A 25,670-nucleotide genomic window follows, 5' to 3' on the forward strand; every position below is an offset into this window, starting at 1 on the left:
TCCTGTGCATGCATTCATTTGTCGTGAATGCGCAGCGTATCTTCTCCACCTCCTATACAATGGATGATGGACTGGCAGCCAACAGAGTATACAGCATTTTGCAAGATTCATGTGGATTCATGTGGTTCGGTACCGATGATGGATTAAGCAGATTCGACGGTATTGCATTCAAGAACTACTATCTATCAGAATATATCAACGCAACAACCAGTAACAGCGTCAAGAAAATATTTATCGACCGCAGGGGCAGAATGTGGATAGGATTGGATACCGGAATTGTCATTTACGACTCGAAAACAGACACTTTCCAACCTTTCCATGCCAAAACTGAAACTGGAGAAATGATACAAACCTACGTCACCGATATGATAGAAGACAGTGACGGAGAAGTATGGATTGCAACGAGTGGAGAAGGGCTTTACCGTTTTTCTCCATCTGATAAAGTCAGGCTTAGAGTATACCGGAATATTCCCGGAAAGATTAATAGCATCTCCCAAAACATTATCATGACATTGCAGCAAGACAGTAAACAAAACATTTGGATAGGAACCTATTCGGAAGGATTATGCTGCTTTGACAAACAGAAAAACACGTTCGTCACTTACAAAAAGAGCAATCACCCTAATAGTTTATCAGATAATTCCATTCAGAAAGTGTTTGAAGACTCACACGGCAATTTATGGATAGGAACTTTTCAGAACGGGCTCGACCTGTTCGATCCTGTGGCTAAAACTTTCACCAACTACCGGGACAGAAGTCCGAACAACCTATTATATCATATCCACGACATTAAAGAATACAGACCTGGCGAGTTGTTCATTTCATCCGACAACGGTATGGGAATTTTTAAAGCAGACAAAGGAGAAATTATACAATCCGACAATCCGAATCTGAAAATAAGAACCGGAGCCAATAAGTTTATATATACCATCTATATAGATAAGGAAGAAAGCCTCTGGCTGGGCTCCTATTTCGATGGAATCAAATTCTATTCGGCATTTCAGAATAATTTCAAATATTATAGCTGTTCATCATCGTCCACGCCACAATCAGGAAAAGTAATCAATGTTATCAAAGAAGACAAAGATGATAAATACTGGATAGGTACGGATGACAATGGCATTTTCCGATTTGATGCCAAAACTCAAGAAATTACCCCTTTCCGGGATGCAGCCAGTATAGGCACAACTTACTATTGTATACACGATCTGCTGGTAGACGGAGATAAACTATATGCCGCCACTTATGGAAGAGGTTTGGAGGTGATTGATTTAAAAACAGGAAAAGTGGAAAGTTTTCTCAATAATCCGGAAGATTCAACATCTATCCCCTCCTCACGGGTATTCACTCTATATAAAGCCAGTAATGGATGTATTTACGTGGGCACTTCTGCAGGATTCTGTTACTATAACCCCGAAAAAAACAATTTCATCAGAATCGGTTCTTTTACAGGCAAAATATCGGATATCATTGAAGATTACTTCGGAAGAATATGGATAGGAACAAGCATCAGTGGATTATATTCATACAATGTCAGAACCCAAAAGATAACATCTTATCAACGTTCGGACCATCCGAATTCACTAACAAAGAATGTAATCACCACATTAGCTATCGACAGCAAAAAACAGCTATGGGTGGGAACGTATGGCCAAGGGCTTTGCAGATATAATGATGAAACGGACGATTTCACCAGATATGATCACCTGAAATTGCCAAATAAAATCATCAATTCAATTATCCCCAAAGGAGACTTACTATGGATAAGTACCAATAAAGGGCTTGTTGTATACAACCCGGACACGAAACATATAAAAACCTATTCGAAATCAAACGGACTATACAATGAACAATTCACACCCTGCTCCGGCTTTGAATCTTCTGACGGTAGACTATTTCTGGGTTCGACAGACGGTTTCTGCTATTTCTTTCCGCAAAACTTGAGAGAAAATACATACAATCCACCTGTCATCCTCACTAATATGACCATTTTCGGAAAAGACATACAGGCTGACACGCCCAATTCACCTATTCACCAGTCCATAGGATATACAGATGAGATTGTGTTGAAATATAACCAGTCCATGATCGGATTCGATTTTGCCGCACTAAGTTACATTGCTCCCAAAGAGAATGATTATCAATATATGCTGGAAGGTCTGGACAGCGAATGGCAGTTCACTAAAGGAAGTAACAACCATCTTTCCTATGCAAACTTACCCGTCGGTGAATATGTATTAAGGATCAAGGGAACGAACAGTGATAAACTATGGAGCAGCAATGAAGTACAGCTAAAAATCAAGGTGCTGCCTCCATTCTTCCGGTCGCAACTGGCTTATCTGATCTATGCCCTCGTCCTGTTGATTGCGATTATGTTAACCGTATGGTATTACGTAAAACGCACGGAGAAACGTCAGAAAGAACGTATCAAGAGGCTGAACGATGAAAAAGAAAAAGAGCTCTATAACTCCAAAATAGATTTCTTCACTAACATTGCCCATGAGATTCGAACTCCATTGAGCCTTATTATCGGCCCATTGGAATACCTGATGAAAACTTCAAGTATCAACAATGTGTATGGGGAATACCTAAGTATTATTGAACAGAATTACAAACGCTTGTATGCGCTTGTCACCCAATTGCTGGATTTCCGCAAAGTAGATACGGGATCTTATAAACTATCGTACGACTGTTACCGGATTAAAGAAATAATATGCAAAGTAAGCTGCATTTTTGAATTATCTGCCAGACAAAAGAAAGTGGCGATTGACACTTCCTCTATCCCGGAAGAACTGAGCATTGTCATAGATGAAGAAGCTTTTACCAAGATTATCAGCAATCTACTAAGCAATGCCTTGAAATATGCCAAAAGCACGATTCGTATTACGACTATAGAAAAGGATTCCGAGATAGTAGTCACCGTGACCGATGACGGTATAGGCATCACCGATCAAGAAAAGACTAAAATATTCGACGCATTCTATCAGGTTAAGAACAACAGTGAAATAAATAAACTGGGCATTGGTATCGGGCTTCACATGACACGCTCACTCGTCCAATTGATGAACGGAAAGATCGAAGTCAGCGATAGGGAAGGCGGTGAAAACGGTGTTTCTATTTCTGTATATTTCCCCAAACAAGCGGCCATCACTGCTTTGCCACAAGTGGCCAAACGAGTGGAAGATACGATTATTCCAGAAAACAGCATAGAAGAAAATGAACTGGAAAGCACTCTTCCCGGTGAACCGTTGAAAAAACAATATGCCATTATGGTTGTGGACGACAACCCGGAGATTCTGGATTTCCTTTCCAAAATTCTGTCCGAGGAATATTTCGTCATTTCGGCTTCAAGTGGAGAGGAAGCGTTGCAAATTCTTGAAAAGAACAACATCGATCTCATCATCAGTGATGTGATGATGGAGGAAATGGACGGGTTCGAACTCTGTGGGAAAATTAAAAGTAACATCAATATTTCCCATGTTCCTGTCATTCTGCTGACAGCCAAAACGGATACGGAAAGTAAAATCAAAGGACTGGAAGCCGGTGCGGATGCATATATAGAGAAACCATTCTCACCTTTCCACCTGAAAGCACAATTGCTGAACTTACTCAAGAAAAGGGAAAGTCAGCAGAAAACGTATGCCTCTACTCCGTTGTCCGATCTGCACTCCGCTGTCCACAATAAACTGGATGAAGAATTTATGAATAAATGTACCGAAATCATCCAGAATAATATTGAGGACTCCGAATTTTCGGTAAATACACTGGCACAGGAACTGGGAATGAGCCGTACCTCTGTATTTACCAAAATCAAAGGCATTATTGGCATGACTCCCAATGATTTCATCAAGGTCACTCGATTAAAGAAAGCCTGCAAAATGATGGTGGAGGGAGAATATAGGGTTACCGAAATAGGATTCCTCGTCGGGTTCAGTTCTTCTTCCTACTTTGCCAAATGTTTTCAGAAACAATTTGGAATGTTACCGACAGAGTTTCTCAAAAAAATAAAGGAAGACCCCTCATCCGCAACAAAATAAGCCGGCAAGCATCCTCCCTTTAAGCTAAATCTTAAGATTTACAGATGTAAAAGTTAACATCAACATTGGTAAATCTTAAGATTTTATTAAATTCTCCTTATAATATAAGGTAAGGAGAATCTTTTTTTTTACTTTTGTCCCCGAATATTGTGGTACAAGCCATTATAAAAGAAAGAATTATGCAGAAAAACCTTGTCATTGTCGAGTCTCCGGCAAAAGCAAAAACGATTGAAAAGTTTCTTGGGAAAGATTTCAAAGTCCTTTCTAGTTACGGACACATACGCGATCTGAAGAAAAAAGAATTCAGCATCGACGTAGAGAAGAATTTTACACCCAGCTACGAAATCCCGGCAGACAAAAAGGCTCTGGTTAACACACTGAAGACAGAAGCTAAAGACGCAGAAACCGTATGGCTCGCATCCGATGAGGACCGCGAAGGAGAAGCGATAGCCTGGCATCTGTATGAGGTCTTAAAACTAAAACCGGAAAACACAAAACGAATCGTATTTCATGAAATTACGAAAAGCGCTATTTTAAAAGCAATTGAACAACCACGCGACATTGACCTCAACCTCGTAAATGCACAGCAAGCACGACGGATTCTGGATCGTATCGTAGGTTTCGAACTCTCTCCCGTGCTTTGGAGAAAAGTGAAACCGGCACTTTCTGCCGGACGTGTTCAGTCAGTTGCTGTCCGCCTGATCGTTGAACGTGAACGTGAATACATGCTTTCCAAACGGAAGCTGCTTATCGCATCACTGCCGTATTCCTCGTCCCGGACACGGATGGAAAACTGGTAGAAATGAAAGCTGAACTGGCTCGCCGCATTAAAACAAAAGAAGAAGCAAAAGCCTTCCTCAACGCATGTCAGGGAGCAAGCTTTGCTATCGACGATATTACTACCCGCCCGGTCAAGAAAACGCCTCCTGCTCCGTTCACAACATCTACATTGCAACAGGAAGCCGCACGCAAACTGGGATATACCGTAGCGCAGACCATGATGCTCGCGCAACGCTTATACGAATCGGGATTCATCACTTATATGCGTACGGACTCTGTCAACCTCTCGGAATTTGCGACAACAGGCAGTAAAGACGCTATCATCAAAATGATGGGTGACCGCTACGTACACCTCCGTCATTTCGAAACAAAGACTAAGGGTGCACAAGAAGCGCATGAGGCTATCCGTCCTACCTATATGGAAAACCAGTCCGTTGAAGGAACAGCACAGGAAAAGAAACTGTACGACTTGATATGGAAACGCACCATTGCCTCACAAATGGCAGATGCGGAACTGGAAAAGACAACTGCTACCATAACAATAAGTGGCAGCAGCGATGTATTTACAGCTATCGGTGAAGTGATTAAGTTCGACGGATTCTTGCGCGTATACCGTGAATCTTATGATGATGACAACGAACAAGAAGATGAGAGTCACCTGCTTCCTCCTCTGAAAAAAGGCCAAAAGTTGGAACATGGGCCTATTATCGCAACCGAACGTTTCACCCAACGTCCTCCACGCTATACGGAAGCAAGTCTTGTACGCAAGTTGGAAGAACTGGGTATCGGACGTCCGTCTACATATGCACCTACTATCTCTACCATCCAACAACGCGAATACGTGGAGAAAGGTAATAAAGACGGGGAAGAACGACAGTTTAATGTCATGACATTGAAAGATCGTCAGATTAAGGATGAAAACCATACTGAAATTACCGGTGCAGAAAAGGCGAAGTTGTTCCCAACGGATACCGGCACTGTGGTAAATGATTTCCTTACCGAATATTTCCCAGACATTCTGGATTTCAACTTTACCGCCAGTGTAGAAAAGGAATTTGACGAGATTGCAGAAGGAGAAGTGAAATGGACTTCTATCATGAAGAATTTCTATGATAAATTCCACCCATCTGTAGAAAACACATTGGCTATCAAGACGGAACATAAAGTAGGCGAACGTATTCTGGGAGAAGAACCGGGAACAGGCAAGACTGTTTCTGTTAAGATTGGTCGCTTCGGTCCTGTTGTACAGATTGGTACTGTAGAAGATGAAGAAAAACCACGCTTCGCACAAATGAAGAAAGGTCAATCCATGGAAACCATCACTTTGGAAGAAGCATTGGAATTATTCAAATTACCTCGTACACTGGGCGAATATGAAGGAAAATCAGTCAGTGTAGGCGTAGGCCGTTTCGGTCCGTATGTCCTGCACAATAAGGTATATGTATCGCTCCCGAAAACACTTGATCCGATGGAAATTACTTTGGAAGAGGCAGAACAGCTGATTCTGGAGAAACGCCAAAAAGAAACGGAACGCCACATCAAGAAGTTTGAAGAGGAGCCGGAACTTGAGATTCTGAACGGACGTTACGGACCTTATATTACCTATAAGGGTTCCAATTATAAAATTCCTAAAGATATCGTCCCGCAGGATTTGAGTTTGGCTAGCTGTTTGGAACTCATCAAATTACAAGATGAAAAAGGACCAGCGACCACAAAAAAAGGACGATTCGCAAAAAAGAAATAAAAAAACTAGAAAAAGAGCAAATTATATAATTAAATGTATATATTTGCTCTTTATCTTTTAATACACAAACTTATGAAGCAAACAAATTTAAAGTATTTAATGATAGGAGTGCTTACCATAGCTTCCATCAGTTGTATGGACAAAGAGCGTGACTTATCTTGGGAGAGAAGGCATATGCCAAAAGAAGCATACTTCGACTTCAACATGACCCAAGCTGTTGCTTTGGATATCAATTATTGTTTCAAAAGCGAAAATTATCGTGTCCTTTTTGACATTTACGATCAAGATCCCATTGAATACTCAGCTGACGGCAGCGTGTCCCAAAAGGACATAGAGCCTATCTACCGTGCAGTTACAGACGAAGAAGGCAAATTCAGCGGAGAGATGAATATTCCGGCGGACCTCTCGGAAGTATGGTTATCATCGGACTATTTAGCCACCGTATCTCCTCTTAAACTAACGATTGACGACAGTCGTCGGCTTTCATTTAATCAAGATGCATATATCGCTACCTTACGTTCACAAACGGCATCAAAAACCAGAGGAGTGACCGTGAACCAACATACCTATCTAAAAGAATGGCATGTTCTTCCCGATGCAGACTGGGATGACAGCGGAAGACCAACCAACCTGGAACCTAAAATAAATATACCTCCGGCAGACGTACTATACAACATCAAGTATGTTTTCAGAAAGGTTACAGTCAAAGATGAGAGCGGTAAAAGCAAGGTTATGAACATCAGTCAGAATTATCCGGAGTTTTTTGATGGTTCCATCAAAATGACTTCAGATATTCCAATTGTTAACCCGACTGAAGTGAGTCTCGTATTTATAACCAGCTCTGCTGCATGGTACAATACAGTTGGATATTACACCTATCCTACCAACAATCCGCCCCAGAGCGCGAGTGATATAAAACAAATAATCGCATTTCCAAACACCTCTCCTATTTACAAGACTTTAGGAGCAGGAGCATTAGTGTGTGGCGAAGAAATAAAACTCAAATATTGGAATGAAGACACACAGGAATACGAAGACAAATTTCCTGCAGGAGTCACAATTGGCTGGTGCCTGCAAGGTATGGGATTCAAGAGCAAACTCACCTCAGAAACAGATAAAGACAAAGTGGGCGATATCATAAAAGGTATGGGGGCACGCTATTCCACCAGGAATCTAAACACGAATAACACACAAAGAACTGTATCTCTCCGTGATTCCAAGTCCGGGCAGATTGTAGCAGTAGGATTCGAAGATAATATTGACTTCGATTATGCAGATGCCATCTTCTATATTCATACGTCAGAAAAGAATGCTATTGACCCGACATTGCCTCCACTGCCTGAGGACCCCGAAGCAATCCCCGAGCAATATAAAATTTCTTATTCCGGTACACTGGCTTTTGAAGACTTATGGCCTAAGTTAGGTGATTACGATATGAATGACGTAATGGTAAAGTACACCAGTACGATGACCCGAAATGCTCTTGACAATCGCATTTACGAAATAGAAGACAAGTTTATCTTACAGCACTGTGGCGGTTATCTGCAAAACGGATTTGGATATCAATTACACAAGCTCTCAAACAGCAATGTCAAGAGTGTAAAAATAACGGGGCCTGATGCCAGTGGTTTATCAAGTTCTATATACATGGAAGGAAAAGAAACAGAGCCTGGACAGTCTCACCCAACCATATTGTTGTATGACGACATGACAAAATTCAAAAATATCACTGATGAATCAAAGAAAGAATATACTGTAACCATCACGCTTGATGGAGCTAGTGAGAAAGAGGTGGTACCTCCTTACAACCCGTTTATCTTCATCAGTTCCAACGAGGGTAGAGGCAAAGAATTACATCTGATAAATTATCCCCCGACTGATAAAGCCGACTTATCGTTACTGGGAACCGGAAAAGACATCTACAGACCAGAAGAAGGGATGTATTATGTTTCTGCAGACTTGATGCCGTTTGCTATCAATATGCCGGTAAGTAATCTCCCGGTTCCAGAGGAAGGGAAACGAATCGATCAATCATATCCCAAGTTCTCTGGATGGGTATCATCGAATGGGAAACAAAATAAAGATTGGTACAAATAAAGATTGATACGATTTAAATAAGAGCAGCCCGGATATTGTACGGAATCGCTATCGGGACTTCGCATTGCGAACCATCGATGAAAAAGACATAATAGACATCCGTTTAGAAAGGCGCGAATTACGCAGTTCACACAACTTCTTGAATACTCACCAAGAATTCGTGTGAACTGTGTTTTTATTTTAAGCCACAATATTATAGGATATAAGTATTATCCGTTATGAATAGGCTTTTCACAATTAAATCTTCGGCTCCCATTTTATCTTAAAACCTTTATTAGGGAATAGCATATCAAACACAATCACGAATATAAAAACAGATATTACCAAGATATTCATCGTCAATAAAGAAATGTGATAAGGCCAGGGAAGCAGTAAAGCCAAAGCTATTACAGCAATAATATGTGATAAAGGAAGCATACGGCACGTGACATATTTATAGATACTATTTGCCAGAATATAAACGATTGGTCCGATAATCAGAACAAAAACAACTTCCGCTCTCATTTCTTGTTCGGGATGGGCAACAATCAGTTCGTCTCCTACCGCACAAATAATCAATGCTCCCACCAGTACGATATGAATTGCATTATAAATCAACCCCAGCTTTCCGGGATCTTTCACTTCCTGTATTTTCCGACTACCGGCTTCACTGCTCACATCAAAGTAAACCCACCACATAGCCAAACTACCAATGAAAGATATGACAGCAGAAATAATCACGAGAGGCGTCCATTCTTCTACTTCACTCAAAGAAGCTCCTGTCATCAATAGAGTTTCTCCAAAAGCAATAATCACAAACAACTGGCAACGTTCCACCAAATGATGCCCTTCAATAGTCCATTCCTTGCTACTGTCCGAACGTCCCAGACGAGGTAAAGCAAATCCGTGCATCGGGGCTGTATAATCACAGATGGCGGCTATAATCCACAGTAGAATTTGCCATTCTCCCTGCAATATGGCACCCGTAATCCAAAAGACGGCAGATATACAGAACCAGCCCATAATTCGCTTAAAATTAGCAGCCAGATGATGATCTCCTAACACCCCGATAATATAAAGTGCTCTCCCTGCCTGTATCAGAACATAGCAGACAGCAAATATCAATCCCCGGTAAGTAAAGGCATAAGGAATAGCAGCCGCCATCACCAGCCCCACCAGCATACTGATAAAAAGAAGAATACGTATCGGCCGGGTATCCGGGTTGAACCAGTTAGTCACCCAGATGGTATGTTGCCACAACATCCAGACTGCAAACCACAGGATTGTTTCTTTCAATAATCCTTCCCAAGTGAGATTATGAAGCAGATAATGTGAAAGTTGCGTGACCGAGAAAACATAAATCAGGTCAAACAGCAGTTCGGAATAAGAGACAGTAGCAGTTTCCGTTTCTCTCTTCCGAAGCAATGGATGGGGGGAGTAAAACATACGAGGTTCCTTTTATATATATAAAAGAAACCCCGCAGAAGTCTATTTTGTTCAGAGAAAGTCTTACATTCTGGAAGGAACTTCGATACCCAGCAAATTCATTCCCAAGCGAACAACTTTAGCTACATTAGCAGACAGAGCGATACGGAATACTTTCACTGCCTCATTCTCTTCGCGCAGAATACTATAGTCATGATAGAACTGATTGTATTCTTTCACCAAGTCATAAGTATAATTAGCAATAATAGACGGGCTGTAATCTTCACCGGCTTGTTTTACAACAGCAGCAAAGTCGGCAACCATCTGAATCAGCCTTCTTCCTTTTCACTCAATTCAATACCAGCCGGAATCTGTTCAGGAATTACGATACCTGATTCGGCAGCTTTCCGAAGTACAGACTGGATACGTGCATAAGTATATTGAATAAACGGACCTGTATTACCATTGAAGTCGATAGATTCTTTCGGATTGAATGTCATATTCTTACGGGCATCGACTTTCAGAATGAAATATTTCAATGCTCCCAGACCCACAATACGGGCAATATCATCAGCTTCTTCCTGTGTCAAACCATCCAGTTTGCCTAGTTCTTGTGAAGTTTCTTTAGCAGTGGCAATCATTTCCTCCATCAAGTCGTCAGCATCAACTACCGTACCCTCACGGGATTTCATCTTACCTTCCGGCAGTTCCACCATTCCGTAAGAGAAGTGTACCAGACTCTTACCCCATTCGAAACCAAGTTTATCGAGCAAGATAGAAAGCACCTGGAAGTGATAGTTCTGTTCGTTACCTACTACATAAATCATCTTATTAATCGGGTAATCGGCAAAACGAAGTTTAGCCGTACCGATATCCTGAGTCATGTAGACAGAAGTACCGTCACCACGGAGAAGGAGCTTATGATCCAGTCCTTCGGCAGTCAGGTCGGCCCATACGGAACCGTCTTCTTTCTTGTAGAAGAAACCTTTTTCCAGACCTTCCATTACCTTTTCTTTTCCTTCGAGGTAAGTATTGGATTCGTAATAGATCTTGTCGAAGCTGACACCCATCTTCTTGTAGGTTTCGTCGAATCCTGCATATACCCAGTTGTTCATCATTTCCCACAATCCGCGTACTTCCGGATCACCGGCTTCCCACTTCACCAACATTTCGCGGGCTTCCTGCATCAATGGAGATTCAGCTTCAGCCTTTGCTTTCGCTTCATCGTCATTCATTCCCTGCGCTGTAAATTTAGCCATCAGCTCCTTTACTTCCGCTTTATAATGCTTATCGAAAGATACATAATAATCACCTACCAGGTGGTCACCCTTCTTACCCGAAGTTTCAGGAGTTTCACCGTTTCCGTATTTCTTCCATGCCAGCATGGACTTACAGATGTGGATACCACGGTCGTTTACAATATTTGTTTTGACTACCTTATTGCCGTTTGCCGCTACAATGTTAGCCAATGCGTTGCCTAAAAGGTTATTACGCACGTGTCCCAAGTGAAGCGGTTTATTTGTATTCGGAGAAGAATATTCAATCATCACCAATGGAGAAGCGTCAGTGACCTGCACTAAGCCGTACTGTTCATCTGCCTGAATCTCGTTCAGCAACTCAATCCATGTAGCCGATGCAATAGTCAGGTTCAAGAACCCTTTTATCACATTAAACGCTGCTACAGCCGGATCGTTTGCCTTCAGATATTCACCGATTTCCTGTGCCGTTTGCTCCGGTCCTTTTTTTGACATCTTCAGGAAAGGAAATACCACCAACGTCAAATGTCCTTCAAATTCTTTCTTCGTTTTTTGCAACTGCACCATCTTTTCAGGGACTTCCTGACCGTAAAGTGCTTTGAGTCCGCTGATAACGGACGCTACAAGTTTATCTTCTATCTTCATAATCAAGTTATTTCTTGCGCGCAAAGATACAAAAAAAGGAGACGCATCACGTCTCCTCTCTTAATTTCTTTCAACTATCTATCTTATTCAACAGCTGCAGATAATTCAGCACCAGCTTTAAATTTAGCTACTTTCTTAGCAGGAATAGTAATAGTTGCCTTTGTAGAAGGGTTAATACCAGTTCTTTCAGCTCTTTCGCTTACTGAGAAAGTACCAAAACCTACGAGAGATACTTTGTCACCAGCTTTCATAGCATTAGTAACTGAAGTGATGAAAGCATCAAGTGCTTTTTTTGCATCGGCTTTGCTCATTTGAGCTTCAGCAGCCATTGCACTAATAAGATCAGACTTATTCATAATACGTAAAATGATTAATTAATATATATGTTACACAAAAGATTATCCCACAATGGATTGATTCCACAAATATAGCCGAACAAAACAACATATCAAATAAAAACATAAAAAAAACGCAGCAAATTATTGAAAAAGAGCTAATAGGAAGCGTTTTTCATGCTTTAAAACAGAATTTATTCGTACTTTTGCGTCTATTATCTAAATATTCAGAAATTAAAATGATGCCAACTGTAACTAAAAACCTGATAATTATCAATGTACTAGTATTTTTCGGGACAATCGTAGCCCAACGTTACGGCCTGGATTTAACGAATTATCTGGGATTACATTTTGTCCTTGCAAGTGACTTTAATCCGGCACAGCTTATCACTTATATGTTTATGCACGGCGGATTCAGCCACATTTTCTTTAATATGTTTGCCGTTTTTATGTTCGGACCGATTCTCGAACAAACCTGGGGACCCAAACGTTTCCTCTTTTACTATATTCTCTGCGGTATCGGTGCGGGACTTATCCAGGAAGGGGTACAGTATATTCAATATGTAACGGAACTTAGCCACTACGCACAAGTGAATATAGGTACAGGTGTTATCCCAATGGAAGAGTATCTGAACATGATGACCACCGTAGGTGCTTCGGGAGCCGTTTACGCCATATTGCTGGCATTCGGTATGTTATTTCCCAATAACCGGTTGTTTATCTTCCCGCTGCCATTTCCTATCAAAGCGAAGTTCTTCGTTATAGGATACGCCGCGATTGAATTATGGTCAGGACTTGCCAATAGCGCCGGAGACAATGTCGCTCACTTTGCTCACCTGGGAGGAATGTTATTTGGATTGATCCTGATTTTGTATTGGAGAAAAAAAAGCAATAACAATGGGACATATTATAGCTGATTTAAAGGAGACATTCAGAAGAGGAAATATTTTCATCCAACTGATTTATATCAACGTAGGCATCTTTGTGATTGGCACGTTGATTAACGTTTTCTTGCGACTGTTTGAAGTAAGTACCCCCGATATATTCGGTATATTTGCCCTGCCGGCATCCTTTATCGGATTTATTCATCAGCCGTGGTCGTTATTTACTTATATGTTTATGCATGCCGGTATCCTGCATATTTTATTCAATATGCTCTGGCTGTATTGGTTCGGAAGTTTGTTTCTCTACTTTTTCTCGGCCAAACATTTAAGAGGACTATATGTATTAGGAGGTATCTGTGGAGGTTTACTGTATATGGTTGCCTACAATGTATTTCCTTTATTCAGTTCGCAAGTGACGGGTGCAACATTGGTAGGAGCATCAGCTTCCGTATTAGCCATCGTAGCCGCTACGGCTTATCGTGAACCAGATTACAGGGTGCAACTTTTTCTTTTCGGTGCTATCCGTCTCAAATATCTGGCACTGGTTGTTATCGGAATCGATGTATTATCCATCACCTCAAGTAATGCCGGAGGACATATCGCCCACCTGGGCGGTGCTCTTGCTGGACTTTGGTTTGCTGCCAGCCTAAATAAAGGAACTGATTTGACTTCCTGGATCAACTGGATTCTGGATGGTTTCATCTCCTTGTTTCAGAAGAAAACATGGAAACGGAAACCGAAAATGAAGGTACACTATGGAAACAGTGCCACCGGTCGCGAGAAGGATTATGATTACAATGCCCACAAAAAAGCACAGTCAGATGAAGTGGACCGTATTTTGGAAAAACTAAAAAAATCCGGTTACGACAGTCTGACAACTGAAGAAAAGAAAAGCTTGTTCGACGCAAGCAAAAGATAAAGGAATGGAACATATTGGCAAATTTGTCGCATATCTGATACTTGCTGTCAACGCTCTCTTCGTGGGAACGTTGATATTAAGTGCTTATAGCCCTTACCTTAACCCGAAAATAAACCCACTTGCTTCCAGCTTGGGACTTGCATTTCCGATATTCCTGACGATTAATCTGATTTTTATCGGCTTCTGGGCATTCGTCAACTACCGCTATGCGCTCTTGCCCGCCATCGGTTTTCTGATTTGTATTCCGCAGATACGAACTTATATTCCTTTTAACTCCACCACTAAAACCATACCGGAAGGAAGCATCAAAATCCTATCCTATAACGTAATGAGTTCAACAATCTGGAGAAGAAAGATGGAAAGAACCCTGTATTATCTTATCTTGTAGATAGCAACGCCGATATTATCTGTCTGCAAGAATATAACACCGCTACCAACAAGAAATACCTGACGGAACAGGATATTAAAAAAGCATTGAAAGCCTATCCTTACCAATCCGTCCACCAACAAGGGAAAGGAGATGTGCAACTTGCCTGTTTCTCCAAGTTCCCCATACTCTCGATACATCCCATCAAATATGAAAGTAATTATAACGGTTCCATGAAATATGTATTGAATGTAAATAACGACACTCTTACATTAATCAACAACCACCTGGAATCCAACAAACTCACCAAAGAAGACAGAGGGATGTATGAGGATATGATTAAAGACCCGAATGCCAAGAAAGTAAAAACCGGACTTAGGCAATTAATCAGAAAACTGGCGGAAGCATCGGCTATCCGGGCTTCACAAGCTGATTCTGTGGCTAAAGCCATTGCAGCATGTAAATATCCGACAACTATCGTATGCGGCGATTTCAACGACGGTTCTATCTCGTATACACATCGCATCCTGACTCAAAAACTAGACGATGCATTCACACAGTCCGGTAAAGGATTGGGCATTTCCTACAATCAGAACAAGTTCTATTTCCGCATAGACAATATCTTGATCAGCCCCAACCTGAAAGCCTACAATTGCACGGTAGACCGGTCTATCAAAGCATCAGACCACTACCCGATCTGGTGCTATATCAGTAAACGATGAGAACTGAAAACTCTAATAAAAAACACTTATGATGATTAAAAAGACACTAACCATTTTAGCAGTAAGTTGTATGATGTACTCCTGTGCTACGAAAACAGAAAGCAATCCTTTCTTTACAGAGTTTCAAACCCAGTACGGTGTTCCTTCTTTCGACAAGATTAAATTGGAGCACTATGAACCCGCCTTCCTGAAAGGGATAGAAGAGCAGAATCAAAACATCGAAGCTATCATCGAAAGTCCGGAAATTCCGACATTTGAAAATACAATTGTAGCTTTGGATAACAGCGCACCTATCTTGGACCGTGTGAGCGCCATTTTCTTCAATATGACAGATGCGGAAACGACTGACTCACTAACCGCACTTTCCATCAAACTGGCACCGGTTCTTTCAGAACATGATGATAATATCTCTCTGAACGAGAAACTGTTTAAGCGCGTGAACGACGTCTATCAAAAGAAGGATTCGCTGAACCTGACATCGGAACAAGAACGTCTGCTGGACAAGACTTATAAAAGATTTGTCCGTTCCGGAGCAAACCTTAATGCCGAAGACCAAACCCGCCTCCGCGAAATCAACAAGGAACTTTCTACACTCGGCATTACTTTCAGCAACAATATACTGAATGAGAATAATGCTTTCAAACTCTTCGTTGACAAAGAAGAAGATCTGGCAGGATTGCCCGAATGGTTCCGCCAAAGCGCCGCTGAAGAAGCAAAAGCAGCCGGACAACCGGGAAAATGGCTATTCACCCTGCATAATGCCAGCCGCCTGCCTTTCCTGCAATATTCAGAAAATCGCCCGCTTCGGGAACAAATATACAAAGCTTACATCAACCGCGGTAACAACAACGACGAAAACGATAACAAGGAAAATATCCGTAAGATCGTTTCTCTCCGCCTGGAAAAAGCTAAATTATTAGGTTTCGACTGCTATGCAAACTTCGTTCTCGACGAAACGATGGCAAAGAACGCCAACAACGTAATGAGCCTTCTAAACAACCTTTGGAGCTATGCACTGCCAAAAGCAAAGGCAGAAGCTACCGAACTTCAAAAATTAATGGATAAGGAAGGCAAAGGAGAAAAACTGGAAGCATGGGATTGGTGGTATTATACCGAAAAACTACGAAAAGAAAAGTACAACCTGTCTGAAGAGGATACAAAACCTTACTTCAAACTGGAGAATGTACGCGATGGTGCTTTCGCCGTAGCCAACAAACTATATGGCATCACCCTGAACAAACTGGAAGGCATCCCTACCTATCATCCGGATGTGGAAGTCTTTGAAGTGAAAGACGCAGACGGTTCGCAACTCGGTATCTTCTACGTCGATTATTTCCCACGCTCCGGAAAAAGCGGTGGCGCATGGATGAGCAACTACCGCGAACAACGCGGAGATACCCGTCCGTTAGTATGCAATGTTTGCAGCTTTACCAAACCGGTAGGCGATACTCCCTCTCTATTAACAATGGATGAAGTAGAAACTTTGTTCCACGAATTTGGGCACGCTCTGCACGGACTGCTGACAAAATGTGAATACAAAGGAACATCAGGCACTAATGTAGTGCGCGATTTTGTAGAACTTCCTTCTCAAATCAATGAACACTGGGCTACTGAACCGGAAGTACTGAAAATGTATGCCAAACATTATCAGACAGGAGAAGTGATACCCGACGAAATCATCGAAAAGATACTGCAACAGAAGACTTTCAATCAGGGCTTCATGACTACCGAATTACTGGCTGCCGCCATCCTCGACATGAACCTGCACACCGTAACAGATGTAAAGAATATAGACATGCTTACATTCGAAAAAGAAGCCATGGACAAGCTCGGTCTCATCCCCGAAATAGCACCGCGTTATCGCGTGACTTACTTCAATCATATCATTGGTGGTTACGCAGCCGGATACTACAGCTACCTATGGGCCAATGTACTAGATAATGATGCTTTTGAAGCCTTTAAAGAACATGGTATCTTTGATAAAAACACCGCCGACCTCTTCCGTCACAACGTATTGGAGAAGGGCGACAGCGAAGACCCGATGGTGCTTTACCGGAATTTCCGTGGAGCGGAACCAAGCTTGGAACCGCTACTGAAAAACAGAGGAATGAAATAATTCAGTAAAAAAGCCCTTAAACATCAAATATTTGAGGGCTTATTACACATGAATGTGAAAAAAAAACTATATTTGCAGCCTTGTATACGGCAAAAAGAACTTGTGTACGACAGAATTTAACTGAAAATTAAATTAAAAAAGTAATCATCATAAATTAAAAGTAAAATGCAAAACAAAGGATTTGTAAAGGTTTTTGCGGTATTACTCACGCTGGTATGCGTGTTCTACCTCTCCTTCTCCTTCGTAACACGCCATTATACCAACAAGGCGAAAGAAATTGCGAACGGCGACCCGAAAGTGGAACAAGACTACCTCGACTCTCTCTCTAACGAGAAAGTAATGCTGTGGAACTGGACACTGAAACAATGTCGTGAGATGGAGATTAGTTTAGGTTTGGACCTGAAGGGTGGTATGAACGTTATCCTCGAAGTTTCCGTACCTGATGTTATCAAAGCATTGGCAGACAACAAGCCTGACGAAGCTTTCAACAACGCATTGGCGACAGCTGCAAAACAGGCTGTCAACAGTCAGGATGATGTTATCACCCTGTTCATCAGAGAATACCACAAAATTGCTCCGGACGCAAAACTTTCCGAACTTTTCGCAACACAACAGTTGAAAGATAAAGTTAACCAGAAATCATCAGATGCAGAAGTTGAAAAAGTGCTGAGAGCAGAAGTAAAAGCTGCTGTTGAAAACTCATTCAACGTTCTTCGTACCCGTATCGACCGTTTTGGTGTTGTTCAACCGAACATCCAAAGTCTGGAAGACAAAATGGGACGTATCATGGTGGAACTTCCGGGTATCAAAGAGCCGGAACGTGTGAGAAAACTTCTCCAAGGTTCTGCCAATCTGGAGTTCTGGGAAACTTATACAGCTAGAGAAGTTCTCCCTGCCATGCAATCTGCAGACGCCAAATTGCGTGTTATTTTAGCTGAAGGAACAACAGCTGATACAGATACTATTGAAGCAGTCCTTACCGAAGCCACTCCGGTTGAGAAAAAAACTGTAAGTGCTGCCGACAGCCTTGCAGCTGCCCTGAAAGGTGACGTAACTGCTGAAGATAAGTCTGCCGCAAATATGGAAGAAATCAAAAAGCAATATCCTTTGCTGTCCATACTTCAGTTGAATTCTAGCGGACAAGGTCCCGTTATTGGTTATGCCAACTACAAAGATACTGCTGACATCAACAAATATCTGGCTATGCCGGAAATCAAAGCTGATCTTCCAAAAGACCTTCGCCTGAAATGGGGTGTTTCTCCTTCTGAATTTGACAAGAAAGGACAGACTTTCGAATTATATGCTATCAAGTCTACCGAACGTAACGGCAAAGCTCCGTTGGAAGGTGACGTAGTAACTGATGCGAAAGATGAATTCGACCAATACAGCAAACCGGCTGTAAGCATGACAATGAACTCTGACGGTGCACGCCGCTGGGCTCAGTTGACTAAGCAGAACATTGGCCGTTCCATTGCTATCGTTCTTGATAACTATGTATATTCTGCACCAAACGTAAACTCTGAAATTACAGGTGGACGTTCACAGATTACAGGTCATTTCACTCCTGAACAAGCAAAAGACTTAGCTAACGTATTGAAATCAGGTAAGATGCCGGCTCCGGCTCACATCGTACAGGAAGATATCGTTGGTCCGTCACTGGGTCAAGAATCAATCAATGCGGGTATTTTCTCATTCGTTGTAGCCCTGATTCTGTTGATGATTTACATGTGCTCTATGTACGGCTTCATCCCAGGTATGGTTGCTAACTGCGCGTTAATCCTCAACTTCTTCTTCACGCTAGGTATTCTTTCATCCTTCCAGGCTGCGCTGACAATGTCCGGTATAGCCGGTATGGTATTGTCACTTGGTATGGCTGTGGATGCGAACGTACTTATCTATGAACGTACAAAAGAAGAGCTTCGTGCAGGTAAGGGTGTGAAGAAAGCACTTGCCGACGGTTATTCAAATGCATTCTCGGCTATCTTCGACTCTAACTTAACATCTATCATCACAGGTATCATCCTGTTTAACTTTGGTACCGGTCCAATTCGTGGTTTTGCTACGACATTGATTATCGGTATCTTGGTATCCTTCTTTACTGCAGTGTTCATTACTCGTATTGTTTATGAACACTTCATGAACAAAGACAAGTGGTTGAACCTGACATTCACAACCAAGATTTCAAAGAATCTGATGACCAATACACATTTCGATTTTATGGGTACAAACAAAAAGTCCCTTATTATCGTCAGTGCAATCATCGTTGTTTGTATCGGTTCATTTGCCATCCGTGGTTTGAGTCAGAGTATCGACTTCACTGGTGGACGTAACTTTAAGGTACAATTTGAGAATCCTGTAGAACCGGAACAAGTTCGTGAATTGATCTCTAGCAAATTTGGCGACGCCAACGTAAGCGTTATTGCTATCGGTACAGACAAAAAGACCGTACGTATCAGTACAAACTACCGTATCGAAGATGAAGGCAACAATGTAGACTCTGAAATCGAATCATATCTATATGAAACCTTGAAGCCGGTATTGACTCAGAATATCACATTGGAAACTTTCATCGACCGTGACAATCACACAGGTGGTAGTATCGTAAGCTCACAGAAAGTAGGTCCGAGTATCGCAGATGACATCAAGACAGGCGCTATCTACTCCGTAGTATTGGCACTGCTCGCCATCGGTTTGTATATCTTGCTCCGTTTCCGCAACATTGCTTACAGTATCGGTTCTATCGTAGCTTTGAGTTGCGACACCATTATGATTATCGGTGCCTATTCACTGTTCTGGGGTATCCTGCCATTCTCTCTGGAAATCGACCAGACATTTATTGGTGCTATCTTGACAGCTATCGGTTACTCTATCAATGATAAGGTGGTAATCTTCGACCGTGTACGTGAGTTCTTCGGTTTATATCCGAAACGTGACAAACGAGTATTGTTCAACGACTCTCTGAACACAACGCTGGCTCGTACCATCAATACATCATTGAGTACATTGATCGTATTGCTGTGTATCTTCATCCTTGGTGGTGATTCAATCCGCAGCTTTGCATTCGCAATGATCCTGGGTGTTGTTATCGGTACATTATCTTCACTGTTTATTGCATCTCCAATTGCATACAACATGATGAAGAACAAAAAAGTCGTAGTACCAGCTACGGAAGAATAATAAACTCCACAAATAGAAAAGCCTCTTCCGAACATTCGGTAGAGGCTTTTTCTATTGATTATTAAAACAAATAGAAGCTATAAGACGTTCATCTTAAAAGAAGCTATTGTTACACTTAAAACTTGATACAATATGAAAGCAAAACAACACCACTCTCATAGATTCTTCTGTAGTAGCCCCGAGGGAATCGAACCCCTATCTAAAGTTTAGGAAACTTCTATTCTATCCGTTGAACTACAAGGCCGCTTCAAATTTGCTTGCAAAGATAACGGTTTCTGTCGATTTAACAAGAATAAAAATGCAGGTTCCTTTCAGATATTTCAAATAATTGGCGTCAATAGGACAATAAAGTAGGATTTATTTTGATAATTCGATTAACTTTCCGACCTTTGCGCTCACAAATTGAAAGTAAAATCAGTTTTCAAATTAAATATAGTAATTAAAGTTATGGCAGACGAAATGATGGTTAAAGAATTGGAGGAAGTAGTAGTACGTTTCTCCGGCGACTCCGGCGACGGTATGCAGCTGGCCGGCAACATCTTCTCGAACGTGTCGGCTACAGTGGGAAATGACATCTGTACATTCCCTGACTATCCGGCAGACATCCGCGCCCCGCAAGGTTCGCTAACCGGTGTTTCCGGTTTCCAGGTCCACATCGGCGCCGGACAAGTTTACACTCCCGGAGACCGTTGCCACGTATTGGTGGCTATGAACCCTTCCGCACTGAAAACACAAATCAAATTCTGTAAACCGCAAGGACTTATCATCACCGACTCCGACTCATTCGAAGCCAGAGATTTGGAAAAGGCACAATTTAAAACCAACAATCCCTTTGAAGAATTAGGAATAAAACAGGAAGTATTGGAAGTTCCTATCTCTTCCATGTGCAAAGAGAGCCTGAAAGACTCCGGATTGGATAACAAATCAATTCTCCGTTGCAAAAACATGTTTGCACTCGGATTGGTTTGCTGGTTGTTCAACCGTAACCTTGCTGCTGCTGAAAAAATGCTGCGCGAGAAATTCGCCAAGAAACCCGAAATAGCAGAAGCTAATATTAAGGTATTGAACGATGGCTTCAACTACGGAGCAAACACTCATGCTTCTGTCTCTACTTATAAGATTGAAAGCAAAGCTCCGAAATCAAAAGGACTTTATACAGATATCAACGGTAATAAAGCAACCGCTTACGGACTGATTGCCGCAGCTGAAAAAGCAGGTCTGGGGCTCTACTTGGGTTCTTATCCTATCACTCCGGCTACTGATATTCTGCACGAATTAGCCAAGCATAAATCATTGGGAGTCAAAACTGTACAGTGCGAAGATGAAATAGCCGGTTGTGCTTCTGCAGTTGGTGCTGCTTTTGCCGGTGCTTTGGCAGTGACTACGACTTCCGGCCCCGGTGTTTGCCTGAAGAGTGAGGCGATGAACCTTGCTGTAATCGGTGAACTTCCATTGGTGATTGTCAATGTACAGCGTGGCGGTCCGTCTACCGGTCTTCCTACTAAATCAGAACAGACCGACTTATTACAGGCCCTTTACGGACGCAACGGCGAAAGCCCGATGCCTGTAATCGCCGCAACATCGCCGACCAACTGTTTCGACGCCGCTTATATGGCATGCAAGATTGCCTTGGAACACATGACTCCGGTTGTATTGCTGACTGATGCTTTCGTAGCTAACGGTTCTGCCGCATGGAAACTCCCTAATCTGGATGAATATCCTGCCATCAATCCTCCGTATGTGACCCCGGATATGGCCGGCAACTGGACTCCTTACCAACGTAATCCGGAAACAGGCGTACGCTACTGGCTACTCCGGGAACTGAAGGATTTATGCACCGCATCGGTGGTCTTGAAAAGAGCAACGAAACAGGCGCTATCTCTACCGAACCCGAAAACCACAATAAGATGGTTCATCTGCGTCAGGCCAAAGTGGATAAAATTGCAGACTATATCCCCGAACTCGAAGTGTTGGGTGACGAGGACGCAGACTTATTGATTGTTGGCTGGGGCGGCACTTACGGACATCTTCGTCTGGCTATGGACTATATGCGCGAACATGGAAAGAAAGTGGCTTTCGCTCACTTCCAGTACATCAACCCGCTGCCGAAGAACACAGCCGATGTATTGCATAAATACAAGAAAATCGTGGTAGCTGAACAGAATCTGGGACAATTCGCAGGTTATTTGCGCATGAAAGTGCCCGGATTGAACATCAGCCAGTTCAACCAAGTGAAAGGACAGCCTTTCGTTACGAGAGAATTGATAGATGCATTCACTAAATTATTGGAGGAATAAAAGATGAGCGATAAAGTATATACCGTACAAGATTATAAATCAGGTCAGCCACGCTGGTGTCCGGGATGCGGTGACCACGCTTTCCTGAATTCACTGCACAAAGCCATGGCCGAATTGGGAACAGCTCCGCACGATATTGCCGTAATATCGGGTATCGGTTGTTCTTCCCGTCTGCCTTATTATGTAAATACATACGGTTTCCACACCATCCACGGACGTGCAGCCGCTGTTGCAACAGGAGCCAAAGTAGCTAATCCTAATTTGACTATCTGGCAGATTTCCGGTGACGGTGACGGTTTGGCAATTGGTGGTAACCACTTCATCCATGCATTACGCCGTAACGTCGACCTGAATATGATTCTTCTGAACAACCGTATCTACGGTTTGACAAAGGGACAATATTCACCGACTTCAGAACGCGGACTTGTCACCAAATCATCTCCTTACGGAACAGTGGAAGACCCGTTCCATCCGGCAGAGCTGGCTTTTGGCGCCCGCGGACGTTTCTTTGCACGCTGCATTGCAGTAGATGGTGCCGCTTCTGTAGAAGTATTGAAAGCAGCAGCTAACCATAAAGGCGCTTCTGTTGTAGAAGTTCTGCAAAACTGCGTGATCTTCAACGACGGAACTCACGCCAGTGTTGCTACCAAAGAAGGACGCGCCAAGAACGCTATCTACTTGGAACATGGCAAACCGATGTTATTTGGTGAAAACAAGGAGTTCGGATTGATGCAGGAAGGCTTCGGGCTGAAGGTAGTGAAACTGGGTGAGAACGGTATCACAGAAAAGGATATCCTTATCCACGACGCACACTGCCAAGATAATACGCTTCAACTGAAGCTAGCTTTGATGGAAGGTCCCGACTTCCCGATTGCACTCGGTGTAATCCGTGATGTGGACGCCCCGACGTACAATGATGCAGTTACAGAACAAATCGAAGAAATCAAAAGCAAGAAGAAATATCACAATTTCCAGGAGCTGTTGATGACTAATGAGACTTGGGAAGTGAAGTAATTCACTGCTCATCAATAATATAAAAGCTGGAGGAAGGATAAAACAATCACTTTCTCCAGCTTTCATTATAAATACACCTCAAGTTTGCTTAAAGGTCATCTTCAGTCATCCCACAGCATACTGGGCGTCACCCCACAAGCGTGGTTTGTTTCATGCCATGAAACCATTTGTTTCTCACCGAGAAACGAAATGTTTCAAGCAGGGAAACAAAGTGTTTCACGCCGAGAAACAAACAGTTCCAAACAGGGTTGGAACTAAACGACTGCAATGAAATCAAAAGCGCTCCATTATCTCCATACGCATACGCCCGTTATGGTAAGGACATTTCCAAAATCCAGCTTTATCATCCTCACGGTTGACAGTCCCAACAGCCGAAAGGCTCCAGTACCATTCACCGAAGCAAGCCGAGCCATGTACTTGAGTTACTCAAGCCTCCTACATCATTTCACTGAGTTTGAAGTATGATTAAAACATCTCATTAAATCTATAAAAGTTTGAAGTATAATTAAAACTTTTCCGTATATTCGCAAGAGTTTAAAGTATAATTAAAACTTTTAGGCGTATGAACTTCCCTCGAATCCTCAAAAAAAGAAAAGGTTATATTGACCGAATAAAACCTTTTATGCAAAAATCTGTAGCCAAGGTGTTAACAGGCAACGCCGTGTAGGCAAAAGTTTCCTCCTTTACCAACTTATTGAAGAAATTTTAGCAGAAGAACCGGATGCGAATATTATCTATGTCAATCTTGAAGATTTTACATTCAGTTCTCTACAAACAGCAGAAGATTTACACTCGTACATCATTTCTCATAGCAAAGAAAAAGTTAAGAATTATATCTTTATCGATGAAATACAAGATATTCCCGGGTTTGAAAAAGTCATCCGTTCGCTCCTACTCAATGAAGATAATGATATATACATTACAGGTAGTAACGCCAAGATGCTTTCAGGAGAACTCGCCACCTATTTAAGTGGCAGATATATCGAATTCAAAATATATAGTCTCTCCTATTCTGAGTTTCTTGAATTCCACGGATTAACTGAAAGTGAAACGAGTTACGAATTATATAGCCGTTATGGCGGACTTCCCTATTTATTAAATCTCCCTCTCGAAGATGAAACGGTCAATGAATATTTGAAGAGTGTATATTCCACGATTGTATTTCGTGATGTTGTCAGTAGATACAAGTTACGTAATACTTTGTTCCTTGAGAAACTGATTCAATTTTTATCCGAAAACATAGGCAATCTCTTTTCGGCAAAGAATATCAGTGATTATTTAAAATCACAACATACCACCATATCAGTTAACCAAATACAAAGCTATACGGAATATTTAAACAATGCTTTCCTGATCCACCGGGTAGAACGGTATGATTTGATTGGAAAACGTGTATTTGAGATAGGAGAGAAATATTATTTCGAAAATATGGGAATCCGGAACATAGTCATCGGATATCGCATTACAGACAAAGCCAAAATATTGGAAAATCTAGTGTATAACCACCTTTTATACAAAGGTTACGATATTAAGGTTGGCTATTACGGAGATAAGGAAATTGACTTTATCGGAGAAAAGAATGGAGAAAAACTATATATACAGGTCGCTTTAAAAATAGATAGCGACAAGACAGCAGAAAGAGAATTTGGAAACCTGCTAAAGATACAGGACAACTATCCCAAAATAGTGGTAACAGAAGATACATTCAGCGGAAACAGTTACGAGGGTATACGCCATTGTCCCATACGCCAGTTCTTAATGGAGTAAACCATACGATATACGAAAAATAAATGCAGTACGCCATCGGGTTACCACGAGCAATCAAATCGCCTTTGGTGTGCTGCATTTACATTTGAGTCAAGTCATCTATAATACC

General features: G+C 41.9%; 9 protein-coding genes, 1 tRNA gene and 6 pseudogenes. 11 read left to right on the plus strand and 5 right to left on the minus strand.

Annotated elements, in window-relative coordinates; all coding sequences use genetic code 11:
* Nucleotides 1-8: 8 nt before the first annotated feature.
* From DXA05_RS10300 to DXA05_RS10310, 3 genes and pseudogenes are all read left to right on the plus strand, one after another.
* Nucleotides 9-4,037 (plus strand): hybrid sensor histidine kinase/response regulator transcription factor, encoded by a 4,029-nt coding sequence (locus DXA05_RS10300; protein WP_258999493.1) that lies wholly within the window; start codon nt 9-11, stop codon nt 4,035-4,037.
* A 179-nt stretch (nt 4,038-4,216) separates the two neighbouring features.
* A pseudogene (topA, locus tag DXA05_RS10305) lies at nt 4,217-6,561 on the plus strand (type I DNA topoisomerase).
* 72 nt (nt 6,562-6,633) lie between these two features.
* The gene (locus DXA05_RS10310) at nt 6,634-8,658 is read left to right on the plus strand and encodes an LruC domain-containing protein (RefSeq protein ID WP_004317199.1); all 2,025 of its coding nucleotides are present in this window, start codon (nt 6,634-6,636) and stop codon (nt 8,656-8,658) included.
* Nucleotides 8,659-8,895: 237 nt separating this feature from the next.
* On the opposite strand, the gene DXA05_RS10315 is transcribed toward DXA05_RS10310, so the two are convergent.
* The 3 genes and pseudogenes from DXA05_RS10315 to DXA05_RS10325 form a co-directional block, all read right to left on the minus strand.
* Complete coding sequence (locus DXA05_RS10315) at nt 8,896-10,083, minus strand: low temperature requirement protein A (RefSeq protein ID WP_128859148.1); 1,188 nt, start codon at nt 10,081-10,083, stop codon at nt 8,896-8,898.
* A 63-nt stretch (nt 10,084-10,146) separates the two neighbouring features.
* Nucleotides 10,147-11,963: pseudogene (gene argS, locus DXA05_RS10320) on the minus strand (arginine--tRNA ligase).
* A gap of 83 nt (nt 11,964-12,046) precedes the next feature.
* Nucleotides 12,047-12,319, minus strand: coding sequence for an HU family DNA-binding protein (locus DXA05_RS10325; protein WP_004296482.1), 273 nt, complete (start codon nt 12,317-12,319; stop codon nt 12,047-12,049).
* A gap of 221 nt (nt 12,320-12,540) precedes the next feature.
* Between DXA05_RS10325 and DXA05_RS10330 the strand changes: the two genes are divergently transcribed.
* The 5 genes and pseudogenes from DXA05_RS10330 (at nt 12,541) to secDF (ending at nt 20,483) form a co-directional block, all read left to right on the plus strand.
* A complete protein-coding gene (locus DXA05_RS10330) occupies nt 12,541-13,215 on the plus strand; it encodes a rhomboid family intramembrane serine protease (RefSeq protein ID WP_128859154.1) in 675 nt (224 codons plus the stop codon).
* The gene (locus DXA05_RS10335; protein ID WP_117810717.1) at nt 13,196-14,101 is read left to right on the plus strand and encodes a rhomboid family intramembrane serine protease; all 906 of its coding nucleotides are present in this window, start codon (nt 13,196-13,198) and stop codon (nt 14,099-14,101) included. Before DXA05_RS10330 ends, DXA05_RS10335 begins: the two co-directional genes overlap by 20 nt.
* A gap of 4 nt (nt 14,102-14,105) precedes the next feature.
* Nucleotides 14,106-15,190, plus strand: a pseudogene (locus DXA05_RS10340) (endonuclease/exonuclease/phosphatase family protein).
* A gap of 31 nt (nt 15,191-15,221) precedes the next feature.
* A complete protein-coding gene (locus tag DXA05_RS10345; protein WP_128859155.1) occupies nt 15,222-17,306 on the plus strand; it encodes a M3 family metallopeptidase in 2,085 nt (694 codons plus the stop codon).
* Between the two features lie 165 nt (nt 17,307-17,471).
* Nucleotides 17,472-20,483 carry a protein translocase subunit SecDF gene (secDF, locus tag DXA05_RS10350; RefSeq protein WP_004317186.1) on the plus strand — a complete coding sequence of 1,004 codons (3,012 nt, stop codon included), beginning with the start codon at nt 17,472-17,474 and terminating at the stop codon, nt 20,481-20,483.
* A 173-nt stretch (nt 20,484-20,656) separates the two neighbouring features.
* Here the strand turns inward: secDF and DXA05_RS10355 are convergent.
* Nucleotides 20,657-20,727 (minus strand) — tRNA-Arg (locus DXA05_RS10355).
* Between the two features lie 203 nt (nt 20,728-20,930).
* Here DXA05_RS10355 and DXA05_RS10360 point away from each other — a divergent pair.
* Together DXA05_RS10360 and DXA05_RS10365 are read left to right on the plus strand one after the other, a co-directional pair.
* Nucleotides 20,931-22,780, plus strand: a pseudogene (locus tag DXA05_RS10360) (2-oxoacid:acceptor oxidoreductase subunit alpha).
* Nucleotides 22,781-22,783: 3 nt separating this feature from the next.
* The gene (locus DXA05_RS10365; protein WP_128859149.1) at nt 22,784-23,794 is read left to right on the plus strand and encodes a 2-oxoacid:ferredoxin oxidoreductase subunit beta; all 1,011 of its coding nucleotides are present in this window, start codon (nt 22,784-22,786) and stop codon (nt 23,792-23,794) included.
* A gap of 273 nt (nt 23,795-24,067) precedes the next feature.
* Here the strand turns inward: DXA05_RS10365 and DXA05_RS10370 are convergent.
* Nucleotides 24,068-24,190: pseudogene (locus tag DXA05_RS10370) on the minus strand (N-acyl-D-glucosamine 2-epimerase); the annotation flags it as partial.
* A gap of 166 nt (nt 24,191-24,356) precedes the next feature.
* Between DXA05_RS10370 and DXA05_RS10375 the strand changes: the two are divergent.
* Nucleotides 24,357-25,561, plus strand: a pseudogene (locus DXA05_RS10375) (ATP-binding protein).
* The last annotated feature ends 109 nt before the right edge of the window (nt 25,562-25,670 follow it).

Source organism: Bacteroides sp. AM54-2NS (assembly GCF_003602935.1).
GTDB classification, from domain to species: Bacteria; Bacteroidota; Bacteroidia; order Bacteroidales; family Bacteroidaceae; genus Bacteroides; species Bacteroides xylanisolvens.